Source organism: Streptomyces sp. NPDC127106 (assembly GCF_042677605.1).
GTDB lineage: Bacteria > Actinomycetota > Actinomycetes > Streptomycetales > Streptomycetaceae > Streptomyces.
The window spans coordinates 149,677-161,749 of record NZ_JBHXTC010000009.1 but is presented as its reverse complement, the minus strand read 5'-3'; the positions used below and the strand labels follow the sequence as shown (position 1 = coordinate 161,749).

Annotated in this window: 11 protein-coding genes and 1 pseudogene; 7 read left to right on the top strand and 5 right to left on the bottom strand. The window is 71.9% G+C overall.

Translation table 11 applies throughout. From position 1 onward, the window contains the following. Positions 1–97: 97 nt before the first annotated feature. Positions 98–1,318, bottom strand: a complete 1,221-nt coding sequence (locus tag ACFVGY_RS12220) for an RNA-guided endonuclease InsQ/TnpB family protein (protein ID WP_385674909.1) — start codon at positions 1,316–1,318, stop codon at positions 98–100. 26 nt (positions 1,319–1,344) lie between these two features. Between ACFVGY_RS12220 and tnpA the strand changes: the two are divergent. Both tnpA and ACFVGY_RS12210 read left to right on the top strand, forming a co-directional pair. Further along, positions 1,345–1,761 (top strand): annotated as a pseudogene (gene tnpA, locus ACFVGY_RS12215) (IS200/IS605 family transposase). 310 nt (positions 1,762–2,071) lie between these two features. Beyond that, entirely contained in the window at positions 2,072–2,368 is a 297-nt protein-coding gene (locus ACFVGY_RS12210; protein ID WP_385674906.1) for an acylphosphatase, read from the top strand. A gap of 24 nt (positions 2,369–2,392) precedes the next feature. On the opposite strand, the gene ACFVGY_RS12205 is transcribed toward ACFVGY_RS12210, so the two are convergent. The 4 genes from ACFVGY_RS12205 to ACFVGY_RS12190 form a co-directional block, all read right to left on the bottom strand. Continuing rightward, a complete protein-coding gene (locus ACFVGY_RS12205; RefSeq protein WP_385674903.1) occupies positions 2,393–3,043 on the bottom strand; it encodes a LuxR C-terminal-related transcriptional regulator in 651 nt (216 codons plus the stop codon). Beyond that, complete coding sequence (locus tag ACFVGY_RS12200) at positions 3,007–4,305, bottom strand: sensor histidine kinase (protein ID WP_385674900.1); 1,299 nt, start codon at positions 4,303–4,305, stop codon at positions 3,007–3,009. Before ACFVGY_RS12200 ends, ACFVGY_RS12205 begins: the two co-directional genes overlap by 37 nt. Then, complete coding sequence (locus ACFVGY_RS12195) at positions 4,295–5,089, bottom strand: CPBP family intramembrane glutamic endopeptidase (protein WP_385674897.1); 795 nt, start codon at positions 5,087–5,089, stop codon at positions 4,295–4,297. The genes ACFVGY_RS12200 and ACFVGY_RS12195 overlap by 11 nt, the downstream gene beginning before the upstream one ends. Positions 5,090–5,182: 93 nt before the next feature. Next, complete coding sequence (locus ACFVGY_RS12190; protein WP_385674894.1) at positions 5,183–5,683, bottom strand: ATP-binding protein; 501 nt, start codon at positions 5,681–5,683, stop codon at positions 5,183–5,185. An 85-nt stretch (positions 5,684–5,768) separates the two neighbouring features. On the opposite strand from ACFVGY_RS12190, the gene ACFVGY_RS12185 reads away from it, so the two are divergent. The 5 genes from ACFVGY_RS12185 to ACFVGY_RS12165 all read left to right on the top strand — a co-directional run bounded on the left by ACFVGY_RS12185 (position 5,769) and on the right by ACFVGY_RS12165 (position 12,047). Then, complete coding sequence (locus ACFVGY_RS12185; RefSeq protein WP_385674944.1) at positions 5,769–6,683, top strand: cyclase family protein; 915 nt, start codon at positions 5,769–5,771, stop codon at positions 6,681–6,683. A 191-nt stretch (positions 6,684–6,874) separates the two neighbouring features. Next, complete coding sequence (locus ACFVGY_RS12180; RefSeq protein WP_385674891.1) at positions 6,875–8,455, top strand: GMC oxidoreductase; 1,581 nt, start codon at positions 6,875–6,877, stop codon at positions 8,453–8,455. Between the two features lie 221 nt (positions 8,456–8,676). Beyond that, a complete protein-coding gene (locus ACFVGY_RS12175; protein WP_385674941.1) occupies positions 8,677–9,471 on the top strand; it encodes an SDR family oxidoreductase in 795 nt (264 codons plus the stop codon). A 75-nt stretch (positions 9,472–9,546) separates the two neighbouring features. Beyond that, positions 9,547–11,007, top strand: coding sequence for a cytochrome ubiquinol oxidase subunit I (locus ACFVGY_RS12170; protein ID WP_385674938.1), 1,461 nt, complete (start codon positions 9,547–9,549; stop codon positions 11,005–11,007). Next, positions 11,004–12,047: a cytochrome d ubiquinol oxidase subunit II gene (locus ACFVGY_RS12165; protein WP_385674889.1), complete on the top strand. Its 1,044-nt coding sequence runs from the start codon at positions 11,004–11,006 to the stop codon at positions 12,045–12,047. Before ACFVGY_RS12170 ends, ACFVGY_RS12165 begins: the two co-directional genes overlap by 4 nt. The last annotated feature ends 26 nt before the right edge of the window (positions 12,048–12,073 follow it).

Sequence of the window (12,073 nt, the reverse complement as noted above, 5' to 3'; positions counted from 1 at the left end):
CGACTGTCAGTTCTACCGGGGCTCCGCTTCCTGCGTCAGGCCATCACCAACGCCACCGTCCCACCAGCACAAACACGCTTAACTTCACGGCCTTGCCCTAAAGGGCGGGGATTCCTGCCACGGTCGTCTGACCGTCTCGGTGGGTTCCTGCTTCAACGCGCTGTGCCGGTACGAGTACCGGTCTTACCTGCGCTCGACAGGCTGGCACCGCCAGTCCGGCGGCCTTGGCGACGTTGACCGCCGCGTTGATGTCCCGGTCGAGGACCGTCCCGCAGGCCCCGCAGGTCCACTCTCGGACGTGCAGGGGCTTGGGGCCGTCCTTGACGCCGCAGGCCGAGCAGACCTGAGAGGTCGGCTCGAACCGTCCGATGCGGTGGAAGGTGCGGCCGTACCGGGCTGCCTTGTACTCCAGCATCGCGACGAACGCGGACCAGCCGGCGTCGTGCACGGACTTGGCCAGGCGCGTGCGGGCGAGTCCCTTGACCGCCAGGTCCTCAACAGCAACCGCTTGGTTCTCGCGGATGATCTTCGTTGAGAGCTGGTGGTGGAACTCGCGCCGTGCGTCGGCCACCTGCGCATGAGCACGGGCGACCTTGATGCGCGCCTTGGCGCGGTTGTTGGAGCCATTGGCCTTGCGGGACAGGCGGCGCTGTTCCCGCTTGAGCTTCTTCTCCGCCCGGCGCAGGAAGCGCGGGGATTCGATCTTCGCGCCGTCCGAGAGGACCGCGAAGTGGGTCAGGCCGAGATCGATACCGACCACGGCGTCCGTCCCGGGCAGCGTCTCATCCGGCTCGGTCTCCACCACGAACGAGGCGAAGTACCTGCCGGCGGCGTCCTTGACCACGGTCACCGTGGACGGAACCGAGGGCAGCGAGCGGGACCACTTGACCCGCACGTCTCCGATCTTCGGGAGGGACAGGTCCCCGCCGGTCGTGATCTTCCAGCGTGCGTTGGCGGTGAACCGTACGGCCTGCCGGTTGTCCTTGCGGGACTTGAACCGGGGCGCGCCCATGCGCGGGCGCTTGCCCTTGAGGCCGTCGAAGAAGTTCCGGTACGCGGCATCCAGGTCCCGCAGCGACTGTTGCAGCACCACGGCGGACACGTCGCCGAGCCAGACGCGCTCTCCGGTCTTCTTCGCCTCGGTGATCAGCAGCTTGGACAGGTCTCCGGCCTTCGGGAACGCCACGCCGGCGGCGCGGGCGGTCTCACGAGCGCGCAACGCGTCGTTGAACATGACGCGGGCGCACCCGAACGCCCTCGCCAGCGCGGAGCGCTGAGGACCGTTCGGGTACAGACGGAAGCTGTACCGGAGCTGCATGCCGATCACCGTACTAAAGGTGGTTTATGGCTGAGTATCAGAACATTCGTACTGGTCGTCACTGCACTTTCGCCCTTCAGGCGCACTTGGTTTTCGTGACGAAGTACCGACACAAGGTCTTCAAGGACGCCCACCTGACACGCATGGAGGAGATCATGCGCGCCGTTTGCGAGGACTTCGAATGCGACCTGGCCGAGTTCAACGGCGAGAACAACCACGTCCACCTGCTGGTGAACTTCCCGCCCAAGGTCGCCCTGTCCAAGCTGGTCAACAGCCTCAAGGGGGTCAGCTCCCGCCGCCTCGGCCAGGAGTTCCCCGACCTCGTCCAGCACTACTGGCGCGCACAGCGGCTGTGGTCCGGCTCGTAGTTCGCAGGCTCAGTAGGCGGGGCCCCGCTGTCGATCGTGAAGCAGTACATCGAGCAGCAGAACCGGCCCGTCTGAGCTGAGGTCACAATGCAGACCCGTGCGCACAGCGCGGGTCAGAGCACTTCTCAGAATCGCTTCACCACCGGGCTGAAGCCCGGTGCACTGCGATTAGCCCCGGTAGCTCCCTGGGCCCACGCATCGCCGAGAGGTGGTCACGGAGGCGGAGCGGCGGGGCACCGCCGGGCCGGGGCGTCGTCGGCGTGCGCTGCTGACGCTGCCGCCCCCGCTCCCCCGGCTCGGCGCCCGCTCCCCCGAACGGGGGCGGTCTGCGTGTCCCCGTGCGTTGCGCGGCCGGGCGGTGGCGGGGAGGGGGCAGGGTCGGGGCATGGTGCGGAAGCGTGTGATCGTGTCGGGGCGGGTCCAGGGGGTGTTCTTCCGCGACAGCTGCCGGAGCGCCGCCCTGGAACAGGGGGTGACCGGGTGGGTGCGCAACCTGCCCGGCGGCGAGGTCGAGGCGGAGTTCGAGGGGGACGAGGAGGCGGTCGCCCGGATGGTCCGCTGGGTGCACGCGGGGCCGCCGGCGGCCGCGGTCCTGGGTGTCGAGGTGTACGAGGAGCCTGCGGCCGGGCCGGAGACGTCCGGAGGGTTCGAGGTGCGCCCCACACCGTACGGCGGCGACTGACGTTCCGGCCGGGCGCGGCCGTGGTCAGCGCTTGAGGTAGGCCAGGACGGCCAGGACCCGGCGGTTGTCGTCCGCCGACGCGCTGATCCCCAGCTTGGCGAAGATGCCGGCGGTGTGCTTGGCGACGGCGCTCTCGCTGATGTGCAGGCCGCTCGCGATCGCCGCGTTCGACCTGCCCTCCGCCATCAGTTCCAGGACGTCGCGCTCGCGCGGCGTCAGGCTGTCGATCGTTCCGCGGGCGTCGCCGCGCGCCAGCAGGCGGGAGATGACCTGGGGGTCCATCACCGTGCCGCCGCCGGCGACGCGGCGGACGGCGTCGATGAACTGCTCGGTGTTGGTCACCCGGTCCTTGAGCAGGTATCCGACGGCGCCCTCTCCCCCGGCCAGCAGCTCGTGGGCGTACAGCTGCTCCACGTACTGGGAGAGGACGAGGACCGGCAGGCCGGGCTTGCGGCGGCGGGCGTCCAGGGCCGCCTGGAGGCCCTCGTCGGTGAAGGTCGGCGGCAACCGCACGTCGACCACCGCGACATCGGGTGCCCCGTCCCCGTCGGCGAGCAGCGCACGACGGAGGGACGGGCCGTTGTCCACTGCCACGACCTCGCAGCCGTGCTCCCGAAGGGTGCGGGTCAGCCCGTCCCTCAGGAGGAAGAGGTCTTCGGCGAGGACAACGCGCACGGTATCTCCATCGTCACGGTGGTCGGTCCGCCCTGCGGGCTGTGCAGGGCGAGGGTCCCGTCGAAGGTATCCAACCGCTGCCGTACGCCCGCCAGTCCGGTGCCGCGGGACGGGTCGGCGCCGCCGTGTCCGTCGTCGGTCACGGCGATGCGCAGCAGGCCGTCGTCGTACGTGAGGGCCAGGCGGACTTCACGGGCTCCGGAGTGCTTCGTCGCGTTCGTCAGCACCTCGCTCACGGCGAAGTAGGCCGCGGATTCGACGGGGGCCTGGAGCCGGCCCGGCAGCCGCGCCTCGACGTGGACGTCGAGGAAGCTGTCGAGGGCCAGCGAGCGGACGGCGTCGCCGAGGCCGCGGTCGGCGAGGACCGGCGGGTGGATGCCGTGGACCAGGTCGCGGAGGTCCTGTAGGGCCCGTGCCGAGGTGCGGCGGGCGTCCCGCAGGAGGTCGCGCGCCGCCGCCGGGTCGGTCTCCAGCAGGCGGGTGGCCCGGTCCAGGATCATGCCCGTGGCGACCAAGCGGGCCTGTGCGCCGTCGTGCAGGTCCCGTTCGATGCGCTGCAGTTCGGCGGCCAGGGTGTCGAGGGCCCGGCTCCGGGTGTCGGTGAGCCGCACGATCCGCCGGGTCAGCTCGGTGCTGCGCGGGGCGGAGAGCAGCCGTCGGCTCAGGCGGGCGTGCAACCGGAGCACGGCGGGGGCCGCGTACAGGCCGCCGGCGACGAAGGAGAGCCCCAGTACCAACGCGGCGAGCATGGTGGCGGTGGTGTGCACGGGAACGAAGGCGTACCAGTTGCCGTCGTTGATGCTCCGCCAGATGAACGGCTGCACCAGCGCGCCGAACGCCCCGTACCAGGCCAGGGCGAGCGGGACGGCGACCAGGAGGCCTCCGGTCACCGGCTCCAGCCATGCCCACGCCAGGTCGCGCCAGAAGCCGTCGTCGGCGAGGATCCGGCGCGACCGTTCGCGGGGGGTCGCGTCACGCTCGCCGGCGGGCAGCGGTTCGGGCGGGCTGATCCGGACGCCCGTCCAGGCCGCGGCCCTGGAGCGGGAGCGGTCGGACAGCGCGCGCAGGGCCCGCGCCGCGGGCGGGAGCAGCCGGAAGCCGATGCCGACCGGGAGGAGGAGCACGGCGAGCACCACCAGGGAGCCGGCCGCCGACACGGCGAGCGCGTGCAGGCTCGCCAGCTGGCAACGGCCGAGGGCGAGGGGGGTGCGGGTGAGGCGGGCGCGGGCCGGGGCGCGAACCGGGCGGGGGTTACCGGACATCTTCCATGATCGCGGTGAGCCTATCCGGCGCCGGAGCCGAGGGCGCAGCCCGCCCCCGGGGCGTGCTCACCCATGTCCACAGGGCCGCTGCCGTCAGGCAGGACAGGCCGAACAGCAGCATGGGGGTCACGGTGCCGGACTCCTCGTCCATGAAGAGCAGCATGCCGATGTTGATCAGGGCGTGGAATCCTCCCGCGAGCAGCAGCCGGGACGCCCCCGTCCCGTCGAGCGCCCAGCCCATCACGACCGACAGGGACACCGCCATCGTCAGGAACGCCGCGGCGTAGAGCGGGTGTTGTGCGAAGACCTGGACATGCCAGACGCCCCAGACCGCACCGACCGCCGCCGAGGCCCCCAGCGGACCGAAGCGGGGGCGCAGCAACGGTTGCAGGAGGCAGCGCCAGCCGATCTCCTCGGCGCAGGCGCCGAGCAGCTGCGCCGCGGCGATCAGCGCGAACGGGGCGTTCGGGGAGATCGGCCGTCCGTCCCCGCCGAGTACCGCGTACGCGGCGGCGGCGCACGCGACGACGAGCGGTGCGGTCAGGATCAGGAGGGCTCCGCGGCTGCCGCTGCGGGCGGCGCCGCCGGCGAGCAGCGCCCGTACCCGCCCCGGCCACAGCAGGGCGGCGACGCCCACCCCCAGGGCGGGTCCGAACTGCGTCAGCTGGATGACCTCGGGGGGTATCCGTGTTGCGGGCTGGGCGGCGCCCAGCAGGCCGGCCGCCAGGAAGGCGACGGCCAGGAACGAGGCCGTCAGCCTGATGTCCACAGGTGTCATTCGCATGACACCGACGATGCCGCGCGGCAGGGCCGCGGCCCCTGCGCCTGGGTGCCGAGCGGGGGTGTACCCAGGTACAGGGGCCCGAGCGGAAGACCCCTACGAGGGCGTGCGGGGCGGGACCGCGGACAGTTCGAACCAGGTGGTCTTGCCCGTGGCCGTGCGGTAGCTGCCCCAGGCCTCGCCGAGCAGGTCGAGGAGTTCGATGCCGCGGCCGCCCTCCGCTCCCAGGGGTGCGGTGCGACGTACGGGGTCGGCGTCGCAGGCGTCCTCCACCTCGCACAGCAGCCGGTCGTCGGTCGCCCTGAGGTTGAGCCGGACGGGACCCCGCGCGTGCCGCAGGGCGTTGGTGACGAGTTCGCTGACCAGGAGCTCTGCGGTGTCGGCGAGATCGTCCAGACCCCAGACGCGCAGGCGGCCGGTCACGAGGCGGCGGGCCCGGCCGGCCGAGGCCTTCCGCCTCCTCCTCGACCGCCTCGAACCCGGCTGGCGGCCGACCGCGCAGGAATGACGGCGCAGGAACGACGCGTCCCGTCCGGGATGCACGGGCCACGGCGGCGCCGGACAGTGGAGGCAGGGCCTTCGGCGGGCGCAGAGCAACGCAGAGCAACACGGACTCACAGCAGGAGGACCCGGCGTGACGGATGACAGGACCTCCGGGAAGCCCGCCGCCCCGCACCACCCCATGACGGAAGAGGCCTTCCGTGCCCTCTACGTGCACCTGCGCCACCACGCGCGGACCGGCGAGGAGCGCCGCCGCGGGGCCCTCGCCCACCTGACTCCCGAGCGGGTGGCGGCGGCCGCGGCCGAGGTCCGCCACGGGCGCACCGTGTCGCTGGCAGCGCCCGTCGAGACGCGGCCCGGTCCGGACGATCCGCAGCCCGCCGACTACGTACTGACGGCGCCGTCCGACCAGGAGACCGGGTCCCCGGGGCTGCACTTCGCCCTGGACCGCTTCGCCATGAACGTGCACGGGGACGCCCACACCCATCTCGACGCCCTGTGCCACGTCGTCTTCGACGGCGAGCTCTACGGCGGCACCCCGGAGACGGCCCTGCGCGCGGGCGGCGCCCGCGGGATCACGCTCGACCTGGTCCGGGGCGGCATCGTCGGCCGCGGCGTCCTCCTGGACGTCCCCCGGCTGCGCGGGCTGCCCTGGCTCGAACCCGGTGACTGCGTCGGCGTCGAGGACCTCACCGCCGCCGAGGAGGCCCAAGGCGTCCGTACCGGCCCCGGCGACCTGCTGTTCGTACGCGTCGGGCACTGGCGGCGGCGCCGCGAGTGCGGCCCGTGGGACGTGGCCCACGCCAGGGCGGGCCTGCACCCGGAGGCGGTGCGGTTCCTGGCCGACCGGCACGTCGCCGTCCTCGGTTCGGACGGCAACAACGACACCGCCCCGAGCCCGGTGGCCGGCGTCGCCTTCCCCGTGCATGTCCTGGCGATGCACGCCCTGGGCGTGCACCTGCTGGACTACCTGGACGTGGAGGAGCTGGCGCACCTGTGCGCAGAGCTCGGACGCTGGCACTTCCTGTGCACGGTGGCGCCGCTGCGGCTGCCGGCCGCCACCGGCTCCCCCGTGAACCCGATCGCCGTCCTGTGACCGCACGGCCACCCCGACACCCCGACACCCCGACACCCCGACACCCCGACACCCCGACACCCGGCACCCGGCACCGGCCGTTCCAGGTGCCGCACCGGCGGGGGGCGTATACGTTCGAAGAGGGATCCCGCCGCGACGGACAGGCCCCGGTGAGGGCGCGAACCACAGACCGAGGACGGACGGTGGTCGCCGTGAGCGACACCCCCCACTACGACGCCATCATCATCGGAACCGGCGCGGGCGGCGGCACGCTCGCCCAGCGGCTCGCCCCTTCCGGCAAACGCGTGCTGCTCCTCGAACGCGGAGACTACCTCCCGCGCGAACGCGACAACTGGGACTCCACCGCCGTGTTCGTCAAGGGGAAGTACCGCGCACCGGAGTTCTGGCTCGACAAGCACGGCCGCGAGTTCCCGCCCGAGGTCAACTACTACGTGGGCGGCAACACCAAGTTCTACGGCGCGGCGCTGTTCCGGTTGCGCCCGCAGGACTTCGGCGAACTGCGCCACCACGACGGGGTCTCGCCCGCCTGGCCGATCCGTTACGAGGACCTGGAGCCGTACTACACCGAAGCGGAACACCTCTATCTGGTCCACGGCCGGCACGGCGAGGACCCCTGGGAGGGGCCGGCCGGCGCGCAGTACGCCTATCCGCCCGTGGAACACGAGCCGCGCATCCAACAGTTGAGCGACGACCTGGAGAAGCAGGGCCTGCACCCCTTCCACCTGCCCATCGGGGTCGACCTGTCCCAGGACGGGCAGGGGCGGGCGACCCCGTCCAGCGTCTGCATCCGGTGCAACCGGGTCGACGGCTTCCCCTGCCTGGTCCGCGCCAAGTCCGACGCGCAGGTGATCTGCGTGGAGCCGGCCCTGCAGCACCCGAACGTCGAGATGGTCACGGGCGCGCACGTGGTCCGGCTCGAAACCGATGCGACGGGGCGGACCGTGAACGCGGTCGTCGCCCGGCTCGCCGGGGGCGGGGAGGCCCGGTACGCAGCGGACATCGTGGTCGTCTCCTGCGGGGCGGTCAACTCGGCCGTGCTGCTGCTCGCCTCCGCGAACGACCGGCATCCGCACGGCCTGGCCAACAGCTCGGACGTGGTCGGCCGCTTCTACATGCGCCACAACAACGCGGCCCTGATGGCCGTCTCGAAGGAGCCGAACGACACGCAGTTCCAGAAGACCCTCGCCCTGCACGACTGGTACCTCGGCGCGGACGACTGGGACTACCCGCTCGGCGGGATCCAGATGCTCGGCAAGTCGGACGCCGAGCAGATCCACGGCGAGGCCCCGCGCTGGGCCGGGGCGGTGACACCGAACATGCCGCTCGAGGTCATGGCCCACCACGCCGTCGACTTCTGGCTGTGCGGGGAGGACCTGCCGCTGCCCGACAGCCGCGTCACCCTGGACGGCGAGGGCCGCATCCACCTCGCGCTCGACGAGACCAACAACACGGCCGGGCTGGACCGGCTGCGGCACAAGCTGCAACACATGCTCGGGCACCTGGGCATGCACGAGCACCACCTGCTGGACCACAGCATCTACCTGCACAAGGGCATGCCGATCGGCGCCACCGCCCACCAGGCCGGGACGGTCCGCTTCGGCACCGACCCCGCCTCCTCGGCCCTGGACGTCTACTGCAAGGCCCACGACCTGGACAACCTGTACGTGGTGGACACGAGCTTCTTCCCGAGCATCGGCGCGGTCAACCCCTCCCTGACCGCCATCGCGAACGCCCTGCGGGTGGGTGACCACCTCCTCGAGCGGATGGGCTGACACCCGGCGGGACACCGCCGACCGGGCGAAGAACCTCAGTCGGGTGGTGCGACACGGTTCGCCGCGCGCCGCCGCGCCCCGGCCGCGGTGGTTGTGTGACTGCCCGGACCCGCCCGGGTGACCCCGCCCGGACCGCCCGGACCGTGCGGGCCGCGCTGTGGAGGAGGCAGTCTGTCGTGAGTTCCACCGAGGGCGTACCCGGGGGCGGGATCCCCGCGCACCTGCTCCGGGGCCAAAAGGCGCTGGTGACCGGCGCCAACTCCGGGATCGGCAAGGCCACGGCCATCGGCCTGGGCCGGGCCGGGGCCGACGTGGTCGTGAACTACGTGGCCGGCCGCGAGGAGGCCGAGAAGGTCGTCGAGGAGATCGCCTCGTTCGGGGTGCGCGCGGCGGCGTACGAGGCGGACGTGTCCGACGAGGGCCAGGTCGTCGCCATGACCGAGCGCATGGTCGAGGAGTTCGGGACGATCGACATCCTCGTCGCGAACGCGGGACTCCAGCGGGACGCCGCCTTCACCGAGATGACCCTCGCCCAGTGGCAGAAGGTCATCGACGTCAACCTGACCGGGCAGTTCCTGTGCGCCCGGGAGGCGACGAAGGAGTTCCTGCGGCGCGGGGTCGTTCCGGAGGTCTCCCGCGCCGCCGGCAAGATCATCTGCATGAGCTCGGTGCACCAGGTCATCCCCTGGGCCGGGCACGTGAACTACGCCTCCTCCAAGGGCGGCGTGCAGATGATGATGGAGACCCTGGCGCAGGAGCTCGCCCCGCAGAAGATCCGTGTGAACGCGATCGCCCCCGGCGCCATCCGCACGCCCATCAACCGCGACGCCTGGGACACCCCCCAGGCCGAGCAGGACCTGCTGACACTGATCCCGTACGGCCGCGTCGGCGACCCGGAGGACATCGCGAACGCGGCCGTCGGCCTCGCCTCCGACCTCATGGACTACGTCGTGGGAGCCACCCTGTACGTCGACGGGGGGATGACCCTCTTCCCGGGCTTCGCCACCGGCGGCTGACCCCACCCGCCTCGGCCCCCGGGGGAGACATCCGTGCACACCACGCTCCACCTGCTGGCGGAAGCCCCGCCCCAGATGCTTCCGGCCAGATCGCTCATGGCCTTCACCCTCGCCTCGCACATCATCCTGGTGCCGATGGGCGTGGCACTGCCGCTCATCACCCTGATCATGCACGGCTACGGGCTGCGCCGCGGCGATGCGACCGCCCTGCTGCTGGCGCGGCGCTGGTCGGCGGTGATGGCCGTGCAGTTCGCGATCGGCGTCGTCACCGGCACCGTCCTGTCCTTCGAATTCGGCCTGCTGTGGCCGGGGCTGATGGGCAGGTGGGGCGACGTCTTCGGGCTCGGCTTCGGCATCGAGGCCTGGGCCTTCTTCCTGGAGGCCGTCCTCATCGCCGTCTACCTGTACGGCTGGCGCAGGCTGCCCGCCCGTACGCACTTCCTGCTCGGGCTGCCCCTGCCGGCCACCGCCCTGCTCGGCGCCTTCGGCATCCTGGCGGCCAACTCCTGGATGAACACCCCGCAGGGCTTCACCTTGGACTCCGAGGGCAATCCCGTCGACGTGGACGTCCGCAAGGCGATCTTCACTCCGATGTTCGGGCCGGAGTACTGGCACTTCGTCGTGGCGATGCTGCTCACCGCCGGGTACGTGGTGGCCGGGGTGTACGCCGTCGGCTGGCTGCGCGGGCGCCGCGACCACTACCACCGCCTCGGCTTCACCGTTCCGTTCACGGTCGCGGCCGTCTTCACACCGATCCAGTTCATGCTGGGCGACGCCATCGCCCGCGCCGTGTTCCGCAAGCAGCCGGTGAAGTTCGCCGCGATGGAGATCGTCTGGAACACCGACACCCATGTGCCGGAATACCTCTTCGGCCGCCTCCACCCCGACGGGAGCATCTCCGGCGGCATCAAGATCCCGCAGCTGGACTCCATCCTCGCCGGCTTCAGCCCCGACACCAAGGTGACGGGCCTGACGTCCGTACCGGCCGACCATCGGCCGAACGCGACTCAGGCCACCATCACCCACTGGGCTTTCGACACCATGGTGGGCATCGGCAGCGTGCTCGTGCTGCTCGCCCTCTGGTACGGGATCGTCTGGCTGCGCCGCCGCCGGCTGCCGGACTCGCCGTGGTTCTACCGAAGCGCCGCCTGCGCCGGCGTGGCCAGCGTCATCGCCGTCGAGTGCGGCTGGATCGCCACCGAGGTGGGCCGGCAGCCGTGGATCGTCTACCAGAACATGAAGGTCGCCGAAGCGGTGACCGCGACCCGTTCCGGCGCCTTGTGGACCATGTTCGGGCTGGTGGTCGTGGTGTACGTGTTCATCTTCGGCTCCTTCCTGGTCGTGCTCCTGAAGATGCGCACCCGATGGCGGCTGGACGACGAACGGCGCAGTGAGGAAGGAACGATGGAGACACCGGAGACGGACACCCCGTACGGCCCCCGCTCCGCGGTGCCGGCCGGCGCCGCCCCCGCCCCCCGCCGCGGCGACGGCGGCGGCGACGACGGCCCGGGACCGACCGAGGAAGGCAGTCGGTGACCGCCGATGTGGTGGCGGTCGTCCTGCTGCTCGCGGTCGCCGCGTACGCCTGCGCGGGCGGTACGGACTACGGTGCGGGCTTCTGGGACCTGACCGCGGGCGGGGCGGAGCGCGGGAAGCGCCCGCGGTGGCTGATCGACCACGCCATGGCGCCCGTCTGGGAGGTCAACAACGTCTGGCTCATCTTCGTCTTCGTCATCATGTGGACCGGGTTCCCCGTGTTCTTCCAGACGGTGTTCTCGTCGATGTGGCTGCCGCTGGCCCTCGCGGCCGTCGGCATCGTGCTGCGCGGCGCCGGCTTCGCTCTGCGCAAGCCCACCCGCAGGCTCGCCGGACGGCGCGTCTACGGGGCCGTGTTCGCGATCTCCTCGCTGCTCACGCCGTTCTTCCTGGGGGCTGCCGCGGGCGGGATCGCCTCCGGCCGGGTGGCGCCGGGCACCGAGCCGTCGGCGCACGCCTGGTCCAACCCCACGTCCGTGCTCTTCGGCCTCCTCGCCGTCCTCGCCACGGCACTGCTGGGGGCCGTGTTCCTGGCTGCGGACGCGCTGCGCTTCGAAGCCCCGGACCTGCACGCCTACTTCCGGTGGCGGGCCGTGGCCGCGCTCGTCGGCCTGGCCGGGCTGGCGACGGCCACCCTGTTCGTCACCCGCGGCGACGCCCCGCACGTGTGGCACGGCCTCACCCACGGCGCCGGACTGTTCTTCGTCCTCGTGTCGGCGGTGGCAGCACTGGTGACGGCGTGGCTGCTGCTGCGCACCTCCGGGGCGTGGTCGCGGGTCTCGGCCGTCGGCGTCGTCGCCTCGGCGGTCATCGCCTGGGGCATGGCGCAGCTCCCCTACCTGATCCCGGGCTCGCTGACGGTGGCCGAGGCGGCGGGGGCTCCGGCCACCCTGCACTGGCTGGTCATCGTGACCCTCGTGGCCGTGGCGCTGGTCTTCCCCGCGGTGGTGCTGCTGTACCGGCTCGACACGCGCGGGACGCTGGAGCCCCTCACCGATGCCGACCTGCGGCGGGGCGGCGGTCCGGAGAGCCGGGGCTGACCCGCCGGGGCGCTGACCGACGTCAT

Coding starts and splice junctions, on each gene's coding strand:
- ACFVGY_RS12220 (WP_385674909.1), bottom strand. CDS start 1,318: ATGCAGCTCCGGTACAGCTTCCGTCTGTACCCGAACGGTCCTCAGCGC.
- ACFVGY_RS12210 (WP_385674906.1), top strand. CDS start 2,072: ATGGTGCGGAAGCGTGTGATCGTGTCGGGGCGGGTCCAGGGGGTGTTC.
- ACFVGY_RS12200 (WP_385674900.1), bottom strand. CDS start 4,305: ATGTCCGGTAACCCCCGCCCGGTTCGCGCCCCGGCCCGCGCCCGCCTC.
- ACFVGY_RS12195 (WP_385674897.1), bottom strand. CDS start 5,089: ATGCGAATGACACCTGTGGACATCAGGCTGACGGCCTCGTTCCTGGCC.
- ACFVGY_RS12185 (WP_385674944.1), top strand. CDS start 5,769: ATGACGGAAGAGGCCTTCCGTGCCCTCTACGTGCACCTGCGCCACCAC.
- ACFVGY_RS12170 (WP_385674938.1), top strand. CDS start 9,547: ATGCTTCCGGCCAGATCGCTCATGGCCTTCACCCTCGCCTCGCACATC.